Source organism: Candidatus Pantoea formicae (genome assembly GCF_011752625.1).
Taxonomy (GTDB): Bacteria; Pseudomonadota; Gammaproteobacteria; order Enterobacterales; family Enterobacteriaceae; genus Pantoea; species Pantoea formicae.
On the sequence record NZ_VWXD01000013.1, the window covers coordinates 1 to 23,071 of the forward strand.

At 52.8% G+C, this 23,071-nt stretch carries 24 protein-coding genes; 6 read left to right on the forward strand and 18 right to left on the reverse strand.

The window, feature by feature from the left end; all coding sequences use genetic code 11:
- Positions 1-399: 399 nt before the first annotated feature.
- Entirely contained in the window at positions 400-1,383 is a 984-nt protein-coding gene (gene acuI, locus F3J38_RS23630; RefSeq protein WP_167142808.1) for an acrylyl-CoA reductase (NADPH), read from the reverse strand.
- Positions 1,384-1,932: 549 nt separating this feature from the next.
- Here acuI and F3J38_RS23635 point away from each other — a divergent pair.
- Complete coding sequence (locus F3J38_RS23635) at positions 1,933-4,083, forward strand: ornithine decarboxylase (protein ID WP_167142811.1); 2,151 nt, start codon at positions 1,933-1,935, stop codon at positions 4,081-4,083.
- A gap of 55 nt (positions 4,084-4,138) precedes the next feature.
- On the opposite strand, the gene F3J38_RS23640 is transcribed toward F3J38_RS23635, so the two are convergent.
- The 4 genes from F3J38_RS23640 to mutY form a co-directional block, all read right to left on the reverse strand.
- Entirely contained in the window at positions 4,139-5,566 is a 1,428-nt protein-coding gene (locus tag F3J38_RS23640) for an amino acid permease (RefSeq protein WP_167142814.1), read from the reverse strand.
- 485 nt (positions 5,567-6,051) lie between these two features.
- Positions 6,052-7,131 (reverse strand): membrane-bound lytic murein transglycosylase MltC, encoded by a 1,080-nt coding sequence (gene mltC / locus F3J38_RS23645; RefSeq protein WP_167142817.1) that lies wholly within the window; start codon positions 7,129-7,131, stop codon positions 6,052-6,054.
- Positions 7,132-7,185: 54 nt separating this feature from the next.
- Positions 7,186-7,458, reverse strand: a complete 273-nt coding sequence (locus tag F3J38_RS23650) for an oxidative damage protection protein (protein WP_034823278.1) — start codon at positions 7,456-7,458, stop codon at positions 7,186-7,188.
- The gene (gene mutY, locus F3J38_RS23655; RefSeq protein WP_167142820.1) at positions 7,458-8,543 is read right to left on the reverse strand and encodes an A/G-specific adenine glycosylase; all 1,086 of its coding nucleotides are present in this window, start codon (positions 8,541-8,543) and stop codon (positions 7,458-7,460) included. Before mutY ends, F3J38_RS23650 begins: the two co-directional genes overlap by 1 nt.
- Positions 8,544-8,697: 154 nt before the next feature.
- On the opposite strand from mutY, the gene trmB reads away from it, so the two are divergent.
- The 3 genes from trmB to F3J38_RS23670 all read left to right on the forward strand — a co-directional run bounded on the left by trmB (position 8,698) and on the right by F3J38_RS23670 (position 10,721).
- A complete protein-coding gene (trmB, locus tag F3J38_RS23660) occupies positions 8,698-9,417 on the forward strand; it encodes a tRNA (guanosine(46)-N7)-methyltransferase TrmB (protein WP_167142823.1) in 720 nt (239 codons plus the stop codon).
- Positions 9,417-9,743 carry a YggL family protein gene (locus tag F3J38_RS23665; protein ID WP_167142827.1) on the forward strand — a complete coding sequence of 109 codons (327 nt, stop codon included), beginning with the start codon at positions 9,417-9,419 and terminating at the stop codon, positions 9,741-9,743. Before trmB ends, F3J38_RS23665 begins: the two co-directional genes overlap by 1 nt.
- Positions 9,744-10,001: 258 nt before the next feature.
- Positions 10,002-10,721, forward strand: a complete 720-nt coding sequence (locus tag F3J38_RS23670; RefSeq protein ID WP_167142830.1) for a YggN family protein — start codon at positions 10,002-10,004, stop codon at positions 10,719-10,721.
- 183 nt (positions 10,722-10,904) lie between these two features.
- Here the strand turns inward: F3J38_RS23670 and ulaA are convergent, their stop codons facing one another.
- The 3 genes from ulaA to F3J38_RS23685 are packed head-to-tail and all read right to left on the reverse strand — an operon-like array spanning position 10,905 to position 13,088.
- Positions 10,905-12,281, reverse strand: a complete 1,377-nt coding sequence (ulaA, locus tag F3J38_RS23675) for a PTS ascorbate transporter subunit IIC (protein WP_167142833.1) — start codon at positions 12,279-12,281, stop codon at positions 10,905-10,907.
- A 44-nt stretch (positions 12,282-12,325) separates the two neighbouring features.
- Entirely contained in the window at positions 12,326-12,595 is a 270-nt protein-coding gene (locus F3J38_RS23680; RefSeq protein ID WP_084936559.1) for a PTS sugar transporter subunit IIB, read from the reverse strand.
- Between the two features lie 46 nt (positions 12,596-12,641).
- The gene (locus tag F3J38_RS23685; protein WP_167142835.1) at positions 12,642-13,088 is read right to left on the reverse strand and encodes a PTS sugar transporter subunit IIA; all 447 of its coding nucleotides are present in this window, start codon (positions 13,086-13,088) and stop codon (positions 12,642-12,644) included.
- A 418-nt stretch (positions 13,089-13,506) separates the two neighbouring features.
- Here F3J38_RS23685 and F3J38_RS23690 point away from each other — a divergent pair, with 418 nt between their 5' ends.
- The gene (locus F3J38_RS23690; protein WP_167142838.1) at positions 13,507-14,241 is read left to right on the forward strand and encodes a GntR family transcriptional regulator; all 735 of its coding nucleotides are present in this window, start codon (positions 13,507-13,509) and stop codon (positions 14,239-14,241) included.
- Positions 14,242-14,285: 44 nt separating this feature from the next.
- On the opposite strand, the gene hemW is transcribed toward F3J38_RS23690, so the two are convergent.
- Genes hemW through F3J38_RS23710 form a run of 4 tightly spaced genes read right to left on the reverse strand, consistent with a single transcriptional unit; the run spans position 14,286 to position 17,312 of the window.
- A complete protein-coding gene (hemW, locus tag F3J38_RS23695; RefSeq protein ID WP_167142841.1) occupies positions 14,286-15,431 on the reverse strand; it encodes a radical SAM family heme chaperone HemW in 1,146 nt (381 codons plus the stop codon).
- On the reverse strand, positions 15,424-16,017 hold the full coding sequence (locus F3J38_RS23700; protein WP_167142844.1) for an XTP/dITP diphosphatase: 594 nt from the start codon (positions 16,015-16,017) through the stop codon (positions 15,424-15,426). Before F3J38_RS23700 ends, hemW begins: the two co-directional genes overlap by 8 nt.
- 20 nt (positions 16,018-16,037) lie before the next feature.
- Entirely contained in the window at positions 16,038-16,592 is a 555-nt protein-coding gene (locus F3J38_RS23705; protein WP_084936564.1) for a YggT family protein, read from the reverse strand.
- Positions 16,593-16,604: 12 nt separating this feature from the next.
- Positions 16,605-17,312, reverse strand: coding sequence for a YggS family pyridoxal phosphate-dependent enzyme (locus tag F3J38_RS23710; protein ID WP_167142847.1), 708 nt, complete (start codon positions 17,310-17,312; stop codon positions 16,605-16,607).
- Positions 17,313-17,328: 16 nt separating this feature from the next.
- On the opposite strand from F3J38_RS23710, the gene F3J38_RS23715 reads away from it, so the two are divergent.
- The gene (locus tag F3J38_RS23715) at positions 17,329-18,321 is read left to right on the forward strand and encodes a type IV pilus twitching motility protein PilT (protein WP_167142850.1); all 993 of its coding nucleotides are present in this window, start codon (positions 17,329-17,331) and stop codon (positions 18,319-18,321) included.
- Between the two features lie 9 nt (positions 18,322-18,330).
- Here F3J38_RS23715 and ruvX read toward each other — a convergent pair whose 3' ends face one another.
- From ruvX to F3J38_RS23745, 6 genes are all read right to left on the reverse strand, one after another.
- Entirely contained in the window at positions 18,331-18,747 is a 417-nt protein-coding gene (ruvX, locus tag F3J38_RS23720) for a Holliday junction resolvase RuvX (protein WP_167142853.1), read from the reverse strand.
- Complete coding sequence (locus F3J38_RS23725; protein WP_167142856.1) at positions 18,747-19,310, reverse strand: YqgE/AlgH family protein; 564 nt, start codon at positions 19,308-19,310, stop codon at positions 18,747-18,749. Before F3J38_RS23725 ends, ruvX begins: the two co-directional genes overlap by 1 nt.
- Before the next feature lie 82 nt (positions 19,311-19,392).
- Positions 19,393-20,337: a glutathione synthase gene (gshB, locus tag F3J38_RS23730; RefSeq protein ID WP_167142859.1), complete on the reverse strand. Its 945-nt coding sequence runs from the start codon at positions 20,335-20,337 to the stop codon at positions 19,393-19,395.
- A gap of 78 nt (positions 20,338-20,415) precedes the next feature.
- Positions 20,416-21,147: a 16S rRNA (uracil(1498)-N(3))-methyltransferase gene (gene rsmE, locus F3J38_RS23735; RefSeq protein WP_167142862.1), complete on the reverse strand. Its 732-nt coding sequence runs from the start codon at positions 21,145-21,147 to the stop codon at positions 20,416-20,418.
- Between the two features lie 73 nt (positions 21,148-21,220).
- Positions 21,221-21,928, reverse strand: coding sequence for a deoxyribonuclease I (endA, locus tag F3J38_RS23740; protein WP_167142865.1), 708 nt, complete (start codon positions 21,926-21,928; stop codon positions 21,221-21,223).
- Between the two features lie 76 nt (positions 21,929-22,004).
- On the reverse strand, positions 22,005-22,517 hold the full coding sequence (locus F3J38_RS23745) for a SprT family zinc-dependent metalloprotease (protein ID WP_167142868.1): 513 nt from the start codon (positions 22,515-22,517) through the stop codon (positions 22,005-22,007).
- Positions 22,518-23,071 lie beyond the last annotated feature (554 nt).

The window sequence follows — 23,071 nt, forward strand, 5'->3', positions numbered from 1 at the left end:
CCTGACGGACCGGCGCAGACGGGACTTTCCCTGTCCCGGCTGCACCTTTCGCCAGCATCCATGCTGGCTCTCCTGGCTTCCTCATTCCGTTCAGCGCTGCGAAATGCCCGCCCCAGAGCGGCACCAGTCTGCTTGCTGACATCTGTTTACGCTGTTGGAAAGGGCGAGATGTTTCAGGAGGTAGCATTTTTACTGCTATAAAGGGCGCGATGGCTCAGGCGACAGCGCTTTTATTGCTACAGAGGGCACATTGTTTGAGGGAGCAGCCGAGGTGCTGAGGCCCGCACCAACATGCCCACCCGCGCATAATAAAAAAGGCCGCCATTTTAAGAAAATGACAGCCTCACCTGAAGAGCCCCTTAACTGACAAGCATTACGCCATTTATGGCGCCCAAAACGTTAACGGCAATCCACAATTAATCGTCCGCGTACATTCCCTGCCAGCAATGCCTCTGCACCTTCACGCGCTTCACTGAGCGGTATCACCTTGGTGAGTTGCTCCAGCAGCGCGCTATCCACTAATTCGGCCAAACGCTGCCACGCCTTTTCACGTAACGGCTTAGCGCACATTACGCTATCCACACCGGCCAACACCACGCCGCGCAGGATAAAGGGTGCTACGCTGGTGGGCAGGTCCAGACCTTGTGCCATGCCACAGGCGGCTACCACACCATCACGTTTAATGCCTGCCAGCACGTTGGCCAGCGTATGGCTGCCGACGCTATCGATGGCCGCAGCCCAACGCTCTTTCGCCAAGGGTTTGCCGGGGGCGCTTAATTCAGCACGATCAATAATCGCGGTTGCGCCCAGGGTATTGAGCAGGTAATCGCTATCGCTGGCGCGACCGCTGGACGCGACAACTTCATAGCCTAAACGTGACAGTAAACTGACGCTGAAGCTGCCGACGCCACCGCTGGCACCCGTGACCAGCACCGGGCCGTGCTGCGGCGTAATGCCCTGTTTTTCCAGTGCCAGCACGCACAGCATGGCGGTGAATCCGGCGGTGCCGATCGCCATGGTTTGCAGTGGGCTAAGCGCTGCTGGCACTTTCACCAGCCAGTCACCTGAAACGCTGGCCTTCTGTGCCAACCCGCCCCAATGTTTCTCGCCCACGCCCCAACCGGTGAGGAGGGCGACATCATCCTGCTGCCATTCGGGATGGCGGCTGCTGATCACACGGCCAACGAAATCGATACCGGGAACCATCGGGAACTGGCGCACAATCGGGCCTTTATTGCAGATGGCTAACGCGTCTTTGTAATTAAGCGTGGAGTAGCTAACTTCGAGGGTGACATCCAGATCGGGCAACTGTTGCTCTGACAGGTCTTGCAGAGTAGTGCGGTAACCCTGTTCATCATTTTCAATGACCAATGCCTTGAACATGCAGCCTCCGGCTGATTGAGGAAAGTGCGGGTCATATTACTCTCCTGAGATAAGGGGGCAACATCGCTTCAGTCATACCTTGCATAAATTCTCATAACACAAGGATATTTAAGCGTTTTTATAACGAGCCCGCTTGATAAATACTTATTAATCATATGTTTATTAATTGCGTTTTATGCGTATCAAACTCGGTGCAGTGGGTTGTTCCAGCAAAAAAAAGATGCCATCATTGCGCCCCAGTTAATGACTCATCTCTCCAACACTGAGGACGCCGCCATGGTCGGTACAATGCACTCTTGCACTTGTTCCCGCTCGCTTTACGATAAGCGTCTCTCCGTCATCTGTTGTTCGCATTTCTCGCTCACCATGCGGTGAGGCCAGTTTAACCTGACTGCTGTTGGACATGATTAAAGACAGACACGATCTGACTTTACTGATGTCTATCGGTTATGGCGGTTGCACCGCTCGAATTGACGTTATTCGCCGGGGAAATTTCCTCATTGCTGTGCCATTGGCACCCACTCATCCTTCATTACGGGGATTTGTGCTATGAACCCATTGAAAATCGCTGCCAGCATAGCTGTAGCGCCAAGCCTGAGCCTGAACACCACGCGTGATGTGGTGACGCTGGACAATACTGATTTTACCGATGTGGCGGCCGTTGTCGTCTCACTGGCGGATACACGCAGCGGCGTGTTAACGCTGTTGCGCCAGACTGGCTTTAATTTGCCGGTGTTTGTCGCGAATGCGTTCGATGAAGAAGTGCTGAAATTGCCGGGTGTGACCGGTGAGATCAACGGCGCACCGGAAGAGTGGGAAGCGTTGGAAGAGGCCGCTTTGGCCTATGAATCCGACCTGCTGCCGCCATTTTTCGATACGCTGACGCGCTATGTCGATATGCAGAACAGCACCTTTGCCTGTCCGGGCCATCAGGGCGGGGCGTTTTTCCGCAAACATCCAGCGGGACGTCAGTTCTATGAGTTCTATGGCGAGAACGTATTTCGTTCCGATATGTGTAATGCCGACGTCAAGTTGGGCGACCTGCTGATCCATGAAGGTTCAGCGAAAGATGCACAGAAGTACGCAGCGAAAGTCTTCAACGCCGACAAAACCTATTTCGTGCTGAACGGCACCTCCAGCGCCAACAAAGTGGTGACCAACGCCATGCTCACGCGCGGCGATCTGGTGCTGTTCGACCGCAACAACCACAAATCCAACCATCACGGTGCCTTGATTCAGGCAGGTGCAACGCCGGTATATCTGGAAGCGGCACGTAACCCGTTCGGCTTTATCGGTGGGATTGATGCGCACTGCTTTGACGAAGCTTATCTGCGCGAGCAAGTGCAAAAAGTCGCACCGCACCGCGCTAACGAGCAGCGCCCGTTCCGCCTGGCGATTATCCAGCTCGGCACCTACGATGGCACCGTCTACAACGCGCGTCAGGTGGTGGATCGCATCGGTCATCTTTGTGATTACATCCTGTTTGACTCCGCGTGGTTAGGCTATGAGCAGTTTATCCCGCTGATGGCAGGTTGCTCTCCGCTGACGCTGGAGCTGAACGAGAACGATCCCGGTATTTTCGTCACTCAGTCGGTGCACAAACAGCTGGCAGGCTTCTCGCAGACCTCGCAGATTCACAAGAAAGACAACCACATCCGTGGTCAGAAGCGCTTCTGTCCGCACAAGCGCCTTAACAATGCTTTTATGCTGCACGCCTCAACCAGCCCGTTCTATCCGCTGTTTGCCGCGTTGGATATCAATGCGCGCATGCACAAAGGCGAAGCCGGACGCAGCATGTGGCACGAATGCGTCACCATTGGCATTGATGCGCGTAAAGCGATTCTGGAACGCTGTGAGATGATTCAGCCGTTCTTGCCAGAGAGAGTGCACGGCAAGTTGTGGCAGTCGGCGGAAACGGAAGTTATCGCTGCCGATCCGGCCTACTTTAGTCTTGCGCCGGGTGAGAAGTGGCACGGCTTTGAAGGGTACGCCAGCGAGCAATATCTGGTCGATCCCTGCAAGCTGCTGCTGACGACGCCAGGCATTGATGCCGCAAGCGGCGAATACACCAGCTTCGGGATTCCGGCGACCATTTTAGCTAACTACCTGCGTGAGAACGGTATCGTGCCGGAGAAGTGCGATCTTAACTCCATTCTGTTCCTGCTGACGCCAGCGGAGAATCCGGAGAAGATGGCGCATCTGGTGGCGATGCTGGAGCAGTTTGAACACCATGTGAAAGAGGATGCGCTGCTGGCTGAAGTGCTGCCAAGCGTCTATCGCAAAAACATGGAACGTTACAAAGGCTATACGCTGCGCCGTCTGTGTCAGGAGATGCACGATCTCTACGTCAGCTATGATGTGAAAGATCTGCAAAAAGCGATGTTCCGCGAGGCCTGCTTCCCGAAAGTGGAAGTCAATCCGCAGGATGCGCATCAGGCTTATATTCGTGGTGAAGTTGAGTTGGTAGCGATTGCCAAAGCAGAAGGGCGTATTGCTGCCGAGGGCGCATTGCCTTATCCACCGGGCGTGCTGTGCGTGGTGCCTGGCGAGGTGTGGGGTGGTGCGGTACAGCAATACTTCCTCGCGCTGGAAGAGGGTATCAACTTGTTGCCGGGCTTCTCGCCGGAACTGCAGGGTGTTTACACTGAGGAAGACGAAAGCGGTCGTAAGCATTTAGTCGCCAACATGATGCTCAGCTAATCGAGTAAAAAGGTGTGCGGCGCATTAAAGCCGCACACCATCATGCTTTTAGATATTAGTGCCGGGCCACCTGAATTTTCTCTTTCGATATTCTGGCGGTACTAAATATGGCTTCCTGCTTTTTACGTTTCCCTGTGACGTATATCCCGGCACAAAGCACCAACAGCGTCACTCCCATCGTCATCAAACTTTCGTAGCGATACTGCGGTAAATAAAACATATATCCCAACACGCTGAGAATCATCAAAATACTCAGCCAGGTTAACCATGGGAAAAACCACATCTTGAAGTCGGGTGTGATGCCGCGTTTTTCCAGTGCGCTGCGCATTCTCAATTGTGAAACCGCAATCACCAGATAAACAATCAGTGCGATGGCGCCGGTGGTGGAGATGAGGAAGGCGAAGACTTCACCGGGGAAAGCATAGTTTGCGATACAGGCGACAAAGCCCGCCAGTGTGGAGCCCAGCACGGCAACGCGTGGCACGCTACCCCGAGTGACAGTGGCGCATGAAGCGGGTGCATTACCGCGTTTGCCAAGAGAATAGAGCATGCGAGATGCGGTATATAAACCCGAGTTCATGCAGCTGCATACGGCAATCAGCACCACCACATCCACCACCAGTTTGGCACCGGGGAAATTGAGGGTAGAGAGCACATACTGGAAGGTTCCCTGCTTGAGCAGTTCGGGATCATTCCAGCTGATGAGCGAGACCACCAGGAAGATTGAAAGCAGATAAAACAGGGCGATGCGATACACCACCAGATTAATGGCACGGCTGATTTTTTTACCGGGATCTTTGGACTCCACGGCGGCAATGGTGACCACTTCGGCACCAAAAAACGAGAAAATAGTCAGCAGAATCCCCGTCAATACTGCGCCAAAACCGTGGGGCATAAAGCCGATGTTATTGTAGAGATGAGCAACACCACTGACATTGGCCAACGGCCAGTGACCGAATATCGCCATTAAACCAATACCAATAAAACCAATGATGGCGACGACTTTAATAATGGCGAACCAAAATTCAAACGCACCAAAATTTTTCACACTAAACAGGTTTGTTACGGTCAACAGCAAGATAATGGCGGTGGTAAATTGCCAGGCTGCGATGGAAGGAAAATAGGCATGCAATATATCTGCACCGGCAATCGCTTCGACCGGAATCAACAATACCCAAAACCACCAATATAACCAGCCGATAGTGAAACCCGCCCAAGGGCCAATCGCTTTCGCGGCATAGGTGGAAAAAGAGCCGGTATCGGGTTGCAGTACGGCCATTTCACCCAGCATCCGCATAACCAGTAATACCAGCACACCGGTCATAGCGTAAGAGAGGAGAACTGCCGGGCCAGCGGTAGCGATGGCATTGGCGGAGCCAACAAATAATCCAGCACCAATGATCCCGGCAATCGAGATCATGCCAATTTGTCGATCCGAAAGGCCATCGCCTAACGAATTATTTTTTGCGGGTGAATGGCTCATATATATCCTCTTATCCTGTCAGGCATGACATTTGATCACCCATAAGCACGTATTGGATGAGAATGTTTTATTGACGGGTTTCATGTTATTAAAAAATAAATATCGAAAGCGCGTTTCGATACTATTTCCAAATCAGAGGTGACAGTGGTTATTTAATTTGATGTTCAATCCAGACGATCAGTTGTTGTTGAAATAATCATTGCACCTTATTTAAAAAGTGGTCAATGAGCATGAGTTCGTCTAATGGGATGAAAAGTGAAGATAATAGAAGATTAAGAAAAGACGAGAAAACCATTGTAATTAAAAACAACAGGTTAGCATTGGTGTTTTATAATCATACTGATTTCTTATTTTTGTGAGGTTAGGCGAATTTCACTTCAGGCATGAATTTTTCTAGGGCAAATAAAAACAGGCAGAGGAGAAGTCAATCTTTTCTCCGCTGCCTGTCATGACAATAACTAATGCACCATCCTAACCCTAAGCGATCAATACCGATGATAACTACGCTGCGCCTGGTTCACCTTATACAGATAGCGGCGTGACTCGCCCGATGGGTGGCTGGTGGTCAGCGTCTGATACACTTCATTCGGCGACATGCCGTTAATCAGCGAGAAGGCACGATCTTTATCACTCGAGAACACGCGCAGCACGCTACCCGCGCCGCCGTTATAGGCGGTGATCACTGCGTAGCGGCGTGACACCGGATCCTGAATCCCACCTAAATAACTCTTCTGCAGCAGTGACAGATAGGCCGTACCCGCATCAATGTTATTGGCCGGATCGAGCAGATAGCTACGGCTCGGTTTACCCCATTTGCCCTTCATGCGGAACACATCCACACCAGCGGTATGCTGAACCACCTGCATCAGGCCCAATGCGTCGGAGTTACTGACCGCATAGGGGTTGAAGCTTGATTCGGTCTGCATAATCGCCAGGATAAGTGACGCATCCACGCCATACTCTTCCGCTGCTTTACGCACCAGCGGCAGATATTTGTGCGCACGTTTGTCGAGGTGGTTCGGCACCATCGGAATGGTAACAGACCAGATCACGTGGAGGCCGGAAGTGCGTTTTTGCAGTTTGTTCTGGATCAGATAATCGGCAAAGCTGGCTGCGCGACCCTGCCAGCGAATCGGCTGTCCGGTGTTATCCAGTACCTGGCCGTAAAGCAGCGGTTCTTTACTGATCTGAATATCGTTGGCATCGGAGTAGAGATCGACATTGCCTGGATCGTCACCGATCAGCAGCGTGGTGATGATCGCCTGACGCAGGCTGGCCATCGGATCGGTGCCCGCAATGGTCTCAATGGTGATGCTACCGCTGTCGAAGTTAATGTGGCTACGGGTGTAATAGCTGTCGCTATATTTGACGTAATCTTTCGGTCCGGCGATCAGAACCTCGTTGATTCCCCAAATATTTTCAATGTTGGCGGCGAATTGCCCCATCAAAATGTCGAAACCGTTGGTGTCCTTGACCCACTCTTCGTGATACTGCGATTTTTTTTGTCCGGAGCAGGAAACCAAAAGTGGGGCAATCACTAACAGCGCTATCAGTTTTTTATTCATTGTAAATGGGTGCCTGATTCGAAAAAGAGGGCCTCAAAGGGAGGCCCTGAACGATTATTTTTCTGGCGGGGTGAAACCTTCGATGTGCACATCTTTGCCTTCAAACAGGAAATTGATCATCTCCTTCTCCAGCACTTTGCGATCTTCCGGGTTCATCATGTTGAGCTTCTTCTCATTGATCAACATGGTCTGCTTGGACATCCACTGCTGCCAGGCTTCTTTGGAAATCTCATTGTAGATGCGCTTACCGATCTCGCCTGGATAGAGCTGGAAATCCTGCCCTTCAGCGTCGCGTTGCAGAAACGTACAAAAAATGGTGCGGCTCATTACTCTTCCTCTTGGATCACGCGCGTGTGCAGTGCCAGTTGCTGGGGATGGCGCAATTCATGCAGCAAGCGCTCAACTGGCGCAGCCAAACCCACTGACGGTGGTTGCGCTAAGTTATACCAGAGACCGCTCGCTTCATCCATCAGCGACCCGGCAGAAGGCCACGCCAGCCACATAGGCACAATGTCTAAGTGGAAATGGCTGAAGGTATGGCGAAAGGCCGTCAGCTGCTGCGGTTTAGCGTGAATACCCCGTTCGGCTAACCAGTCAGTTAGTGCTTGCTCACTGGTGAACTGCGGGAAGCAGAATAACCCGCCCCATAATCCCACTGGCGGTCGTTGTTCAAGGAACACGTCGTCGCCGTGCTGAATCATCAGGAACCAGCCGGTGCGCTCGGGAATCGTCACTTTGGGTTTCTTGCCGGGATACTCCGCCCAACTGCTGTTGGCGTAAGCCACGCAACCGCTGCTGACCGGGCAAATCTCACACTTAGGGCGTGAGCGAGTGCACACTAACGCACCGAGATCCATCATCGCCTGGTTAAACTGGCTGACGCCTTCAGCAGGCGTGACCTCTTCGCTGATCTGCCACAGCCGTTTTTCAACGTCTTTCTTGCCCGGCCAGCCGCCAACGGCATAACAACGTGCCAGCACGCGTTTGACGTTGCCGTCGAGAATCGGGAAATGCAGGCCCAGTGATAATGACAGGACGGCACCTGCGGTAGAACGGCCGACGCCAGGCAGTGCGGCGACATCATCAAAATTACGCGGGAATTCACCGCCGTGTTTGTCGACCACTTGCTTCGCGGCTTTATGCAAATTGCGCGCACGGGCGTAATAGCCGAGGCCGGTCCACAGGTGCAGCACTTCATCCAGCGGCGCTGCCGCCAGATCGGCAATCGTGGGGAAGCGCGCCATAAAGCGTTCAAAGTAAGGAATAACGGTGGCAACTTGCGTCTGCTGCAGCATTACTTCAGAGAGCCACACCTTATAAGGTGTCTTCTCCTGCTGCCACGGCAGAGTTTTGCGGCCAAAGCGGTGATACCACTCCAGCACCTGTTGCGCGAACTGCGGCGCTTGCATCATTAGAAGGAAATTTTCCCTGTTTGCTCTACAATCAGGCAGGAATTCCAGCACAGAGACATCGGGGTGTAAACCGGAAGATTGCAAAGGCTTGCTTCTGCTATCTAACTTTGCATAATGCCCGTTTCCCAGAATAGGCTAACCAGCAGGCTTCAACATGATTAATGACGTCATCACCCCAGAATTTGATGAGAACGGGCGGCCATTGCGTCGCATCCGCAGTTTTGTGCGCCGCCAGGGGCGCTTAACGAAAGGGCAGCAGCTCGCGCTCGATAATTACTGGCCGGAGATGGGCGTCGAATTCCAGCAGGAGCCGCTGGATGTGGCCGCACTGTTTGGTCGCGAAGCGCCAGTGGTGCTGGAAATCGGTTTTGGCATGGGCGCTTCACTGGTGACCATGGCGCAAAATAATCCACATCAGAACTTCCTCGGCCTTGAAGTGCATGCGCCGGGCGTGGGTGCCTGTCTGGCTTCCGCGAAAGAGGCGGGCGTGGAAAACTTGCGCGTGATGTGTCACGACGCCGTTGAAGTGCTGCAGAAGATGATCCCGGATAATTCGCTGCGCATGGTACAGCTGTTCTTCCCGGATCCATGGCATAAAGCGCGCCACAACAAACGTCGCATTGTGCAGGTACCTTTTGCCGAGCTGGTGATGCGCAAGCTGAAGCTGGGCGGCGTATTCCACATGGCGACTGACTGGGAAGATTATGCGACTCACATGCTGGAAATCATGAACAGCGTGGATGGGTATAAAAACCTGTCAGAAGGTAACGATTACGTGCCGCGTCCCGAAACGCGTCCGTTAACTAAATTTGAGCAGCGCGGGCAGCGACTGGGCCACGGTGTTTGGGATCTGATGTTTGAGAGGGTGAAATAATGGCCGTACAGCGTAGCCGTCGTTTACGTAAAAAACTGCATATCGATGAGTTTCAGGAATTAGGTTTTTCTGTGGCTTGGCGCTTTGCTGAAGGCACCACAGAGGAGCAGATTGATGCCATTCTGGATCAGTTTATTACTGAGGTGATTGATCCGAATGGTCTGGCGTATGACGGTAGCGGTTATCTGGTGTGGGAAGGTTTGGTTTGCCTGCAAGAAACCGGTAAATGCACCGACGAGCACCGCGAGCTGGTGCGTAAGTGGCTGGAACAAAAAAATCTCACCGACATTCAAGTGACTGAACTCTTCGATGTTTGGTGGGACTAAGTAAGTTATTAGTCTGAGATAGCGCTTCAGGCTAGCTCACTTGCGCTTTTGGCGCCGGGCAGTGCTCACACAAGTGGCGATAGCGACTTGAACGCCCAAAGGGCGTCTCCGAAAGGGGCGAGCAACACGAGTCATCTTTATGCACTCAGGTGCGCTTCGATTGCTGCGCGCTGACCGTCATTAAATTCGCCGCGCCGCCTACGCCTGACCTGCTTTAACAGCAAAGGCGTAGGCGGCTTTTCATTTAAGGAAGATTTCATGGTTCGTAAGGCTCTTCTTACCGCACTGCTGCTGGCTGCGGCGACGCAGGCGCAGGCTGATTATCAGTGCAGCGTTAATCCAAAGGATGATGTGATCATCAAACCGCAGAGCGTGCAGGTGGTGGGCACCAGCGGTAATCTTGAAATCTCACCGCAGGGTGATGTGACCTTCAACGGGCAGAAAGCCAACGTCGATAACGCCACGCGCCAGAAAGCCATTGATTATCAGAATGCCTTACGCCGTGATTTACCTTGGGTGGATAACGGTGCATCCACGCGTCTGGAACGCAGCCGTGTGGCGCTGGACAAAGTGATTGTGGAAAAACTCGGTGCCAACAGCAACGTGCGCAATCGTCTGACCACTCTGGATGGTCAGTTAAAGCAGCAGATGAATCGCATTATTGAGCATCGCCCGGACGGTTTAACCTTCCACCATCAGGCGATAGATCAAGTGCGCGCTGACGGCGAAAAACTGGTGCAGAGTACGTTGGGCGGCATTATGCAGGACAGCCTGAACGAGATGGGCAGCAGCAAGGCGGCCAGCGGCAGTAATCCACTACAAGCGATCATGGGCAACTTGGGCGGATTACAGCAGGCGGTTCAGGCCGAGTGGAACAATCAGGAACAAGATTTCCAGAACTTCGGTCATGAGGTGTGCAACCGGGTGACCGATCTGGAAGGTCAGCGTAAGGCTCTGATGCAGGGCGTTAAAGGCTAAAAACGTCGCTATCGTCTGGTAGGTTAAACGGCACCAGCCTGCTCTGAAACGCCAGTGCGCGCAGTAAAAAGGGCACGGACTCCGGCATTCTCACCAAAACGAAAAAAGCTGCCACTTTTAACAGTGACAGCTTTTGTGAATATGGCCTTAACTGACGAGCATTACGCCGCGATGCAGGGCTAATTACTCGCTCTTCGCTTCCTCTGCCGTCGCCTTGTTGCTGGCAACGTAGTTGTAGATAACCAGCAGGGCAAAGATACCGGTGATGACCATCATGATGACACCCTTATCCAGGTAGCGTGCCATATTGCCAAGGATGATGCCGGTGACGCCAAAATCGGTGTCTGAGAAGGTGGTATTGGTTAATCCAATCGCACCGAGCACTGGCAGCAGGGCGACCGGGAGGAACGTAATCAGAATACCGTGGGCAAAAGCGCCCAGCATGGCTCCACGTTTCCCGCCGGTGGCGTTACCAAATACGCCCGCCGTTGCACCACAGAAGAAGTGCGGCACCACACCCGGAAGAATCAGCACCCAGTGCAGTTGCCCCAGGAAGAACAACCCCACTAATCCACCCACGAAGCTGGAAATAAAACCCACCAGAACCGCATTCGGTGCGTACGGGAAGACAATCGGGCAATCCAGTGCCGGGCGAGCATTTGGCACCAGTTTCTCGGAGAAGCCCGTGAAAGCCGGCACAATCTCCGCCAGAATCAAGCGCACCCCTTGCAGGATAATGAATACGCCCGCCGCAAAGGTAATCGCCTGCACGAACGAATAAACCAGGTAGTTCTGACCATGACTAAATTGGCTCTCTACATATTCTCGGCCCGCAGAAACCGAAAGAATAAAGTAAATAATCATCATGGTGAGTGAGATGGAGATGGTGCTGTCGCGCAAAAAACTGAGGTTTTTTGGCATGTTCATCTCTTCAGTGGATTTGGAGCCTTTACCCACTAACGAGCCGATCCAACCAGACAGCACGTAACCCACAGTACCCGTGTGTGCCAGGGCGACCTGATCGTGTCCAATGATTTTGCGCATATGCGGCTGAGCGATGGCCGGGAAAATCGCCATCAGCATGCCGAGCGTCAGAGAACCGGTATAAATCAGCTGCACACCTTCGAAACCCGCCACTGACAAAATAATGGCAATCATACAGGCCATATAGAAGGTCACATGGCCTGAAAGATAGATGTATTTCAGTCGCGTAAAGCGGGCAACTATAATGTTCGCCACCATACCAAACGCCATAATCAGCGTGGTCGGCGCACCGTACTTCTCTAAAGCAATGGATACCATCGCTTCATTGTTTGGAATAATTCCCTGTACATCAAAGGCGTGCTTAAAGATGTCGCCGAGTGGCGTTAACGACCCCACCAACACCGTTGCACCGCCAGCCAATACCAGAAAACCCAAGATAGTTTTAACCGTACCTTTGATGATGTCTGGGAACGGTTTTCTCTGTGCGATCAGTCCAAACATGGCCACCAAACCGACCAGAATGGAGGGGACTTTCAGCACATCCACAACTACCAATAAAAGGTTTTGAATAAACATAGTAACCTCAGCGGTAAGTGTTCTATTTCAGTAGGTTGAGTGAATTATTTATTAAAATAGGCGCGGACTTTCTGCTCAATTTCTTTGAGGTCAATGATGTTGTTGATGATGATCACTTTGTCTTCTGGAAGGTTGGCGCTGTAGGCGATGTCTTTTGCCATCACGAACACATCTGCCACATCCGGCGTGACTGACCCCAGATCGGAGTGCTCGACATCGGCGGTCACATCAATCAGCTTCAGCACTTTTTTGATGTTCATTTCCATCATGAAACTGCTTCCCAGGCCTGAGCCGCAAACTGCCATAATTTTCATCTTATACCTCGTTGATTTTTATAAACTAATGCCAAATTAAACGGATTTAGGATAACAACAGACGGCTGAGTTCAGCCTGGTTAGCCGCGCTTAACACCTGCGCCATTTTTTCTTCATCAGAGAGCACTTCAGCCAATTGAGTAATCATTTCTATATGGCTGTTGCTGTCGGGTGCAGCGAACATGAACAGGATGTCGACTGGGTCATTTTCATCTGCATCAAAATTGACGCCCTGAGCCAGTTTAAGCACCGATAAACCGAGTTTTTCTGCACCTTGTTCTGGTCGCGCATGCGGCATGGCGATACGTGGGGCGATGACAAAGTAAGGGCCAATATCCTGCTTCTGCTGGATGATGGTATCCACGTAACGCTGAGAAATGGCCTGTTCCTGCAACAGCGGCCGTGCCACGGCTTCGATGGCGGTTTGCCAGTCTGGAACACTTTCGAGGAACTGAATTTTTTCTTCATTCAGCCATTTAGCAAGATGCGCCATGTTGATCTCCTGAAGTCGAGATGACTGTGGCCACCGGCTTTATAACGATGAGATGTACAGTCATGTTTGAATGAATTTCCCTGGTGTTGATGTTGTTTTTAATCGACAGTCTTATCTGAGTGCACTTAAAACAAGTGGTTATTTTTATAAGATAATGATTTTTATCTATTACTTTATGATTTCACTTCGTGCATCGATGTTATAAAAGATGTCTAGTCATCTCGATAATGCTCCTAGACCTGTACAGATACAATATGTAAGATTGAAATCTGGCTGGACAGGTTGCACCTGAATGTAAAAGCGTTAACTGGATCACATCCATAAGCGGTAAGGGTGGCGCGAATAAAATAAATTCAGGCATACGTGTTGAGTCACCGAGCGCAGATTTGCACTCATACACTTATTGGGAAGCACGTTGATGATCGATGGCATTACTGAGAAGCAAAAAGAGGTTGTCGATTACCTCCTGCAAAAAATCAAAGACGATGGCTTGATGCCGGGTGACAAACTTGACACCGAAATCGCTATCGCTAAAAACATCGGTATCACCCGTGCCACGGTCCGCGAAGCCACCCGTATCCTGATTGAGCAGCAGCGTATTTACCGGGTGAAAGGCTCGGGTCTGTTTGTCGGCTCAACCGGCAAAAGCGATCATGTTGGTCGGTTTCACGCGCTGTCCCCCTTTGATTTCCAGGCGCAGAAGAAAGGGTACAAAGGGGTCAGGAAAGTGATCACCGTCAGTATCATGAAAGTACCAACGGCAGAAATGGCGCAGGCGTTACGCATTAAGAGTGGCGACCAAATTTATAAAGTGGTGCGTCTGATGAGTTTTGATGATATTCCCGTGGCGCTGGAATATAACCATTTCCCAGTCAGCATGTTTAGCAGCATGGAATTCAGCAAACTGGAAATATCGAAATACTCTTACATTGAGCAAATTACAGGCAAGAAAGTCCAGCGCAGGGAACAGCATTTAAATGCCATCAATGTGACCGATGAAGAACAACTTAGGCTGCTGAATTTTAACGAAAATGATGCGGCTTTAGAAATCTATGAAACGGTCTATCTTGATGATGGTTTGCCCTGCGAAGTGAACAGAGCCATTATTAATACGCAGCTTCTACAACTGCGGCAAAATACGGAAAGACCTTAACTGATGACCCAGTCATATTGCTCAATCACTGGGCCATCAGAATGTCATGACTTCTCTTCAGGCAAAAACAGTTCCAGTAGCGAATTCAGGAAGAGTTTTCCTTTCTCGGTGATTTGCCACTGTTCTGCCGTTTCATCCACGTAACCCGCGGCAATCGCTTCGTCTAGCTGTGTACGAATCACGGCTTCATCCAGCCCGGTATAGCGACGGAAATCAGCGCGCGGAGCAGCCTCCAACAGGCGGAAGCGGTTCATAAAGAATTCGAACGGCTTGTCGTGATCCTCAACTTCATGCTGCTTATCGAGGTAGTTGCCTTTCATGAAACCGCGCGGATGGCGTGTTTTCACCGTACGCACAATACGGCCATCCGGTTGCGTTAGCTTGCCGTGGGCGCCACACCCAATACCGAGGTAATCACCAAAACGCCAGTAGTTGAGATTATGCTCGCAGCGATAGCCCGGCTTAGCGTAGGCCGAGGTTTCATACTGCTGATACCCAGCCGCGCTGAGCAACTGATGGCCCTGTTCGAAGATATCCCACAGCGCGTCGTCATCCGGTAACACCGGCGGGCGCGAGCTAAACAGCGTGTTGGGTTCAATCGTCAGTTGATACCACGACAGATGCGGTGGATTGAGCGCAATCGCCTGACGTAAATCGTCCAGCGCCTCTTCCAACGACTGATCCGGTAACCCGTGCATCAGATCGAGGTTAAAGCTGCGCAGGCCGAGGCCTTCGGCCAAATGTGCCGCGCGTTTGGCTTCTTCTGGCCCATGAATACGACCAAGGCGTTCAAGCTTTTGCGGACTGAAACTCTGCACGCCAATCGAAATACGGTTAATACCGGCTTTCTGATAGGCACTGAAGCGGTCAGCTTCCACGGTGCCTGGGTTGGCCTCCATGGTGATTTCCGCATCAGGCGCCAGTGGCAGACGTGCACGCACACCGTCCATCAGCATCTGCATGGCATTGCTGCTCAGCAGGCTCGGCGTGCCACCACCAATAAAGATCGTGCGCACTTCACGTCCTGCGGTGAGCGGTAAATCCTGTTCAAGATCGTTGAGCAAGTGCTGCACATACTCGATATGCGGCACTTCTCCCTTCAAGGCGTGCGAGTTGAAATCACAATAGGGACACTTCTGCACACACCACGGGATATGGATGTAAAGGCTTAGCGGTGGTAACTCAGGCATTGCGCATCGCTTCCAGCAACAGCGTCAATGCTTTGCCACGGTGAGAAACGGCGCGCTTTTCATCTTTACTCAGCTCGCCCGCGGTTTTACCCAGCTCAGGGATATAGAAGATAGGATCGTAGCCGAAGCCGCCTTCGCCTGCCGCCGCGCGCGTGATTTCTCCGTCCCAGCTGCCGTGGAACACCAACGGAACCGGATCTTCAGCATGACGAACGTAGACCAGCACGCAGTGGAATTGTGCCTGACGCTGACCGTCTGGCACATTTTCCAGCGCGACTAACAGCTTATCGAGGTTCTGCTGATCGCTGGCGTCGAGGCCCGCATAGCGCGCCGAGTAAATACCCGGCGCGCCACCGAGTGCATCTACTGCCAGACCCGAGTCATCGGCAATGGCCGGTAAGCCGGTAATCTGCGCCGCATGACGCGCTTTAAGGATGGCGTTTTCAATAAAGGTCAGGCCGGTCTCTTCGGCTGACTCAACGCCCAGTTCGGTTTGCGCCACGATATCAAGGCCGAAAGCCGCTAACAGATCGGCCAGTTCACGAACTTTGCCCGGATTACCGGTGGCGAGAACAACTTTTTGCATAACAGTTCCAGATTAACGAATTAGAGCAGGTACCAGAGACCTGGGAACAGGTCCATGCCGAGGAAATTCAGCGCGTACAGCACCAGAATCACAATCATGGCAGAAAAATCGATGCCGCCCATGGCAGGCAGAATACGGCGAATCGGTGCCATCAGCGGTTCAGTCAGTTGGATTAACACGTAGTCAATCGGGCCGCGGCCTTGGCTGATCCAGCTCATCAGCGAGCGAATGATGATCACCCAGAACACCAGATAACCGGCAGATTTTAACAACGACAGCAGCCCCACCAGCAGGTTGGTTGGGTCCACAGAGAATACGCCGACCTGAATCAGTAGCAGCACGGGATATTTCAGGGTCGTCAGCACAAACGCCAGCACCAGCGAGGCGGTATCAATCGGGCCCAGCGCAGGCAAGATGCGACGCAGCGGCTTAATGATTGGCTGGGTGATCTTCACCACGAACTGTGACAATGGGTTGTAGAAGTCACAGCGTGCCCACTGCATCCAGATGCGCAGCAGCAGCACCATCACGTACAGGTCGATCAGCGTTTTGACTAAAAACGTCATTGTTAACATGAGGTTCCTCAATTATTGTTGTGAAGGTCGCGCATAATCCCGCGCGCCAAAAACGGCGGTGCCAATTCGCACCATGGTGCTGCCAGCGGCGATTGCCGCATCCATGTCGTCGCTCATTCCCAGAGAAAGCGTATCGACCTCGGGGTAATCCTGTTTTAGGGCGTGAAACGCGCTCGCCATTTGCTGGCAGACCGCCAGCTGTCGATCATAATCCGCTTCCGGTGCTGGGATAGCCATCAGCCCGCGCAGGCGCAAACGCGGCAACGCGGCAATCTGCTGAGCCAACCCGGGAATGGCCTCCAGCATGATGCCAGATTTGCTGTTCTCGTCACTGATATTTACCTGAATTAACACATTCAGTGGCGGCAGCGCGTCCGGGCGCTGGTCATTCAGGCGTTGCGCAATGCGCTGGCGATCAACGGTGTGACACCAGGCAAAATTCTCCGCCACCAGGCGACTTTTGTTGGATTGTAGCGGCCCAATAAAGTGCCATTGCAGATCAGGATGTGCGGCCAGCTCTGCCACTTTTTCAACCCCTTCCTGCACGTAATTTTCACCGAATGCCTGCTGTCCGGCGGCAATCGCTTCTGCGACTGCACTCGCAGGTTTGGTTTTGCTCACGGCAAGCAGGGTAATTTCTTCTGGCGCGCGGCCGCAACGTGCGGCGGCAGCGGCGATGCGTGCGCGCACTTGCAGTAAGTTGTGCTCAATGGAAGTCATAGTCAGGAGAAGTTAAATGGATTTGGATGAAGTTGTGGCCCTTAGTGTAAAGCATAACGCCGCCGATCTGCACCTTTGCAGCGGACATTTGCCGCACTGGCGCTGTCATGGCGTGCTGGCGCCGATTCCGCAGCAAAACGTTCTGGGAGGCGAGTGGCTGGAAGCCTTTGTTCAGCAATGGTTAAACCAGGTTCAGCAGGCGGAACTGGAGGAGAGTGGGCACGTGGATTTTGCCCTCACGTTGTCAAGCGGGGTGCGACTGCGTGCGAATCTGTTTATGCAACGCCATGGCTTGTCGCTGGCGCTGCGGCTGGTTGCCAGCCAGGCCCCGGATATCACCAGCCTGCTGTTACCGGATGTGGTGTCATCCTTGATGCAACTCGATGAAGGGCTGATCTTAATCACCGGTGCCACGGGCAGTGGTAAATCCACGACGCTGGCGGCACTGGTGGATAACCTCAACCGTGAGCAGGCACGCCATATCATTACGTTGGAAGATCCGATCGAGTTTGTGCATCACAGTCGGCGATCGCTGATTCAGCAACGGGAAGTGGGCGTACACGCGGCTTCATTCGAACATGGCTTGAAGGCGGCTCTACGCGAAGACCCCGATGTGATTCTGCTGGGAGAGTTGCGAGACAGTGAGACGATTCGGCTCGCGCTGACTGCCGCAGAAACCGGTCATCTGGTGCTGGCAACCTTGCATACGCGCGGCGCAACTCAGGCGGTGGATCGCTTGGTGGATGTGTTTCCCGCTGAAGAGAAGAACCTAGTGCGCACTCAGCTGGCGGGCAGTTTGAAAGCGGTGCTGGCGCAGCGACTGGTCCCCGCAAGAGCAGGCGGTCGAGTGGGATTGTATGAAGTGCTGGTGGCGACGCCAGCGGTGGTCAATTTGATTCGCGAAGGAAAGATGCACCAATTGCCTGGCGTGTTACAAACCGGCGCACAGGCAGGCATGCAGACCTTCGCGCAAAGCGAGCAGGCGCGACGAGTTGCAGGATTGATTTGAATAACAGGCTTAGTGCGTATCGAACCAATCTTCGAGAATGATCACCGCCGATTGCGAATCGACCTGGCCTTTTTGCAGCGCACGAAAGCCGCCGCGTTCGAACAGGTCGGCACGAGCCTCAACGGTACTCAAACGCTCATCTTGCAACTCAACGCGTACCCCAAATCGGCCATGGATGCGATTAGCAAACTTACGGGCACGGTCGGTTAAGGGTTGTTCGGTGCCGTCCATATTCAGCGGCAAACCCACCACCACATAATTTGGCTGCCACTCTTTCAGCAGTTTCTCAATCAGTTTCCAGTCGGGCGTACCGTCCTGCGCTTTCAAGGCGGTAAGTGCGCGAGCCGTGCCAGTCAGTTGTTGGCCGACGGCCACGCCAATACTTTTGGTGCCGAAATCAAATCCCAGCAAGGTTTCACTGGCCATCAGGCGTGTCCTGCATCGCTGGTCATATTATGGATATCGACCCCCATGCTGCGTGCGGCTTCACGCCAGCGTTCAGCAATCGGAGTATGGAACAGGATGTTGGTATTCGCGGGCGTGGTCAGCCAGGCGTTTTCCAGTAATTCATTTTCCAGCTGGTCTTTTTCCCAGGCACAGTAACCCAGCGCCACCAGCACGTTCTCCGGCTGTGAAGCAGTACCAATTGCTTCCAGCACATCGCGTGATGTGGTGATCACGGTGTTGTCGGAAATACGGATACTGGAGGAGTAAACTTTCTGCGCAGAGTGCAAGATAAAACCACGGTCTTCCGCCAGCGGCCCACCCGAGTAAACCGGCTTATCCAGTTTGATGGCGGGGTCGCGATCGGTAGCGCTGATTTTAAGCTTCTTCAAAATACCTTCGACGGTTAAGTTCTCCATTGGCTTATTCACAATCAAGCCCATGGCACCATCTTCATTGTGCTCGCAGATATACACCACCGAGCGTTTGAAGAGCGGATCCTGTAGCGACGGCATCGCAATCAAAAAATGGTGCTGTAAATTCATTATCACTCGTGTTTCAACAATTACCGGCATGGCCAAAGCCACACCGGTTTTGGGTTCTTGCGGCGCTTACGCGCCGCCGACATCAGCCCAAACGTTTTTCAATGGCATCCATCAGCATGCCGGTGATTGAAATCGGGAATGCGGCTTCGATTTCACGCACGCAGGTTGGGCTGGTAACGTTAACTTCGGTGAGTTTATCACCAATGATGTCCAGGCCGACAAAAATCAACCCTTTGGCTTTCAGCGTTGGGCCAACGCGACGGGCAATTTCCCAATCGCTATCGCTCAGCGGACGCGCTTCACCACGGCCACCTGCGGCCAGGTTACCACGGGTTTCACCGCCTTGCGGAATTCGCGCTAGGCAGTAAGGCACCGGTTCACCATCCACCACCAACACGCGTTTGTCGCCATCTTTAATCGCTGGCAGGTAGTTCTGCGCCATGCAGAAGTTCTGACCGTGGTTGGTCAGGGTTTCGGTGATCACACCGAAGTTGGGATCATCCTGCTTCACGCGGAAGATAGATGCGCCACCCATACCGTCCAGCGGCTTGAGGATCACATCACCGTGCTCCTGCCAGAAAGCGCGCAGCTGCTCTTTGTTGCGGGTGACCAGCGTATCGGGGGTCAGATCGGCAAACCATGCGGTGTAGAGCTTTTCGTTACAGTCACGCAAGCTCTGCGGTTTGTTCACAATCAGGGTGCCTTGCTCTTCTGCGCGCTCCAGCAGGTAGGTCGCATAGATAAATTCGGTATCAAATGGCGGATCTTTACGCATCAGCACGACATTCAGATCGGCCAGTGGGATCAGCTGCTCACTGCCGAACTCATACCACTTGTCGTAGTTCTGCTCGACGCTCAGCAGGCGTGTGCGTGCATAGGTCACGCCACCGCGCAGGGAGAGATCGCTCATCTCCATGTAATGAATTTCGTAACCACGGCGCTGTGCTTCCAGCAACATGGCGAAGCTGGTGTCTTTTTTAATGTTGATGGACGAAATTGGGTCCATAACGATGCCAAGCTTGATCATTATTCTCTCCTCAAAGGGGGAATCAGCTTCCCGTTCCGTGTGTTGCACGTGCTTCTCTCTGTAGCCCGGAATTATCGCTTAACCGAGGTCACCAAACCTCACCTGAAGTGCCGTAATGGCGGTGAGAGCGGTTGTTTCGGTGCGCAACACGCGCGGGCCGAGCAGAATATCAGTGAAACCTTGCTGTGCGGTCATTGCTATTTCATCAGCAGACAAGCCGCCTTCTGGGCCAATCAACAGACGAACACGTTCCACGGGTTGCGGCAGCGTATTAATACTCTGGCTGGCACGCGGATGCAGATTCAGCTTCAGACCGTTATCCGCTTCGGCGCACCAGGCTTCCAGCGTCATCGCTTGGCGGATTTCCGGCACGCGATTACGGCCGCACTGTTCACAGGCGGCAATCGCGATTTTCTGCCACTGCTGAATCTTTTTCGCCAGTCTTTCGGCATCCAGCTTTACGCCGCAGCGCTCAGAAAACAAGGGGGTAATCACATTCACGCCGAGCTCGATCGATTTCTGTATCGTGAATTCCATTTTTTCCCCGCGCGACATGACTTGTCCGAGGTGTAAATGTAGCGGGGATTCACGGTCATCAGGCTGACTGGCAAGGATATTTACTTTTACACGCTTTTTATCGGCTTGGGTGATTTCGGCGCTAAAAGTCAGATTACTGCCATCAAACAGCTCAATATGTTGACCCACGGTCATACGCAGCACGCGTCCAACGTGGTTAGCGGCATCCTCATCGAGGAAGACTTCACTATTCACGTCGAGGGGTTCGGGATGATAAATGCGAGGTATACGCATGCGGTTCCTGCCAGCGTTATGCCGTGCCAGCGGGCACGGCGCAATCGAAAAAAGCTAGTGTAGGGTAGCGCTTTTAGCGCTGGCAAGCCTGTTGTACATAGGGATTGTGATTTCCTTGTACCTGCGCGATGCGATTGTCACGTTCACACTCCCACGCCGTGACCGGATATTGCTTGTTCCAGGCGGTAAATAGCTGGGTTTGCTGGCGTGACAAATTGAGATGATATTGATCGCGCATGTAGAAGTAGGTGCGGGCGATGGCACCGCGAGCACGTTCTGGCGGTTGGGCCAGCTTCTGCTTAAAGTCGATCTTCATTGAGCACTGCCCGTATGGCTGATCGCCACCGTTCCACTGGCTGTACTGGAAGTTATTGCGGTCGCCATTCACTTCACCAATCGCCGGTTGCAGGTTATGCAGGTCACTCTCAATGCGACGATAGTCAGCATCTTTACTGCAGTTTTTACGTCCGCCGTTTTGCCAGCACTGTCGTTGATGGCCGAACTCCCATGCGGGCATCACATGTTCCCACTCAATGCGTTCCGCTCGGTTAGCATTTTTACGAATGTTATAGCCGCAGCTGCTGAGGTCGGGCACGCCTTTCTTGCCGTGCCAGCTGATTTTGCAGCCGCAGTAGAAATCGGCTGGGGCATCAGCATTAATCTGCGCCGCGACGGTTTTAGCCTGCTGGAAATTGTTCTGATGATAATTCGAAAAGCTCAGACTGAAGGCACTAAGGGGTGCCATTAGTAAGGTGAGTAACAACAGCGTTTTGCGAGACATATTCCAAAATTAACCTGGTGCGGAAAAAGGCGGCAGGTTAACAGAATGGCAAGAGGGGTGATATCAGATTCGCGGACTAACTTGCTGTAAATTCACCGGGTTGCAGCAGCGTTCCGCAATGCACACAGCGATATTCGCTTTCGCCGCGCAGCACGCGGTTGTGGCGGCGTACCGTGAGCTGATGCTGCTGACAGCGGCAGCGATAGGGGAAGGTGTTGCTGCGCACCGAGGCGATTTCAAACTGATGTGTGCGACGGGCGGGTACGCCCAGAACGCTCTCCATCATCCACTTCCACTCTTTGCCGTGCGGCGGTACGCGACCAAAGGTTTTCCATACCAGTAGATGCGCCAGTTCATGCGGCACCACTTCATCAATAAATGGCTGTTGGTTTTCCAGCAACAGCACGGGATTCAGACGGATTTCCCATTTTTCCAACCAGGCCGTGCCAGCGGCGGTTCCTCGCTGCTGATAAACCAGTTTTGGCTCGTCATAGTGACGTTCCAGCTTGTCATTGGCGAGCTGCAAAAAATGGCGCAGAGATCGCATCACGGCTTGTTGCAGGGCGATAGGAAGGCGAGGTGTTTTCATGTTCGGCAGAATAAGGTGTCGCGATAAACAGATCAACTGAGCGCGATAAATTGCACTGCTGCAGAGCCTGGCGCATTGGGTCTTGGCGTCGCTTGTTGCGTAAAAAAGCCACCTTGCGGAAAGATGTTTGTCAGTTAAGCATGGGGTGATATTGCAGTTTGGTCAGTCAAGCATGTTGTGATAACGCAGTCTGGTGCCGCTCTGGGGCTGGTGTTCAGGTGATAACGCAGTCTGGTGCCGCTCTGGGGCTGGCTGTCCTCGCGCCGCTGACGCGGTACCTTCACTTCACTCGTCAGCCTGACGGACCGGTGCAGACGGGACTTTCCCTGTCCCGGCTGCACCTTTCGCCAGCATCCATGCTGGCTCTCCTGGCCTCCTCATTCCGTTCAGCGCTGCGAAATGCCAGCCCCAGAGCGGCACCAGCCTGCTTGCTGACATCTGTTTACGCTGTTGGAAAGGGCGAGATGTTTCAGGAGGTAGCATTTTTACTGCTATAAAGGGCGCGATGGCTCAGGCGATAGCGTTTTTATTGCTCCAGAGGGCACATTGTCTGA

What these genes read in the sequence shown, in the direction of transcription:
- F3J38_RS23700 (WP_167142844.1), bottom strand. Translation starts at nt 16,017, where the DNA reads ATGCAAAAAGTTGTTCTCGCCACCGGTAATCCGGGCAAAGTTCGTGAA.
- mltC (WP_167142817.1), bottom strand. Translation starts at nt 7,131, where the DNA reads ATGAATAAAAAACTGATAGCGCTGTTAGTGATTGCCCCACTTTTGGTT.
- rsmE (WP_167142862.1), bottom strand. Translation starts at nt 21,147, where the DNA reads ATGCGTATACCTCGCATTTATCATCCCGAACCCCTCGACGTGAATAGT.
- F3J38_RS23745 (WP_167142868.1), bottom strand. Translation starts at nt 22,517, where the DNA reads ATGAAAACACCTCGCCTTCCTATCGCCCTGCAACAAGCCGTGATGCGA.
- F3J38_RS23715 (WP_167142850.1), top strand. Translation starts at nt 17,329, where the DNA reads ATGGATTTGGATGAAGTTGTGGCCCTTAGTGTAAAGCATAACGCCGCC.
- F3J38_RS23670 (WP_167142830.1), top strand. Translation starts at nt 10,002, where the DNA reads ATGGTTCGTAAGGCTCTTCTTACCGCACTGCTGCTGGCTGCGGCGACG.
- trmB (WP_167142823.1), top strand. Translation starts at nt 8,698, where the DNA reads ATGATTAATGACGTCATCACCCCAGAATTTGATGAGAACGGGCGGCCA.
- ruvX (WP_167142853.1), bottom strand. Translation starts at nt 18,747, where the DNA reads ATGGCCAGTGAAACCTTGCTGGGATTTGATTTCGGCACCAAAAGTATT.
- F3J38_RS23725 (WP_167142856.1), bottom strand. Translation starts at nt 19,310, where the DNA reads ATGAATTTACAGCACCATTTTTTGATTGCGATGCCGTCGCTACAGGAT.
- hemW (WP_167142841.1), bottom strand. Translation starts at nt 15,431, where the DNA reads ATGCCTGAGTTACCACCGCTAAGCCTTTACATCCATATCCCGTGGTGT.
- F3J38_RS23680 (WP_084936559.1), bottom strand. Translation starts at nt 12,595, where the DNA reads ATGAAAATTATGGCAGTTTGCGGCTCAGGCCTGGGAAGCAGTTTCATG.
- gshB (WP_167142859.1), bottom strand. Translation starts at nt 20,337, where the DNA reads ATGATCAAGCTTGGCATCGTTATGGACCCAATTTCGTCCATCAACATT.
- F3J38_RS23650 (WP_034823278.1), bottom strand. Translation starts at nt 7,458, where the DNA reads ATGAGCCGCACCATTTTTTGTACGTTTCTGCAACGCGACGCTGAAGGG.
- acuI (WP_167142808.1), bottom strand. Translation starts at nt 1,383, where the DNA reads ATGTTCAAGGCATTGGTCATTGAAAATGATGAACAGGGTTACCGCACT.
- F3J38_RS23685 (WP_167142835.1), bottom strand. Translation starts at nt 13,088, where the DNA reads ATGGCGCATCTTGCTAAATGGCTGAATGAAGAAAAAATTCAGTTCCTC.
- ulaA (WP_167142833.1), bottom strand. Translation starts at nt 12,281, where the DNA reads ATGTTTATTCAAAACCTTTTATTGGTAGTTGTGGATGTGCTGAAAGTC.
- F3J38_RS23665 (WP_167142827.1), top strand. Translation starts at nt 9,417, where the DNA reads ATGGCCGTACAGCGTAGCCGTCGTTTACGTAAAAAACTGCATATCGAT.
- endA (WP_167142865.1), bottom strand. Translation starts at nt 21,928, where the DNA reads ATGTCTCGCAAAACGCTGTTGTTACTCACCTTACTAATGGCACCCCTT.
- F3J38_RS23635 (WP_167142811.1), top strand. Translation starts at nt 1,933, where the DNA reads ATGAACCCATTGAAAATCGCTGCCAGCATAGCTGTAGCGCCAAGCCTG.
- F3J38_RS23710 (WP_167142847.1), bottom strand. Translation starts at nt 17,312, where the DNA reads ATGACTTCCATTGAGCACAACTTACTGCAAGTGCGCGCACGCATCGCC.
- F3J38_RS23690 (WP_167142838.1), top strand. Translation starts at nt 13,507, where the DNA reads ATGATCGATGGCATTACTGAGAAGCAAAAAGAGGTTGTCGATTACCTC.
- mutY (WP_167142820.1), bottom strand. Translation starts at nt 8,543, where the DNA reads ATGATGCAAGCGCCGCAGTTCGCGCAACAGGTGCTGGAGTGGTATCAC.
- F3J38_RS23705 (WP_084936564.1), bottom strand. Translation starts at nt 16,592, where the DNA reads ATGTTAACAATGACGTTTTTAGTCAAAACGCTGATCGACCTGTACGTG.
- F3J38_RS23640 (WP_167142814.1), bottom strand. Translation starts at nt 5,566, where the DNA reads ATGAGCCATTCACCCGCAAAAAATAATTCGTTAGGCGATGGCCTTTCG.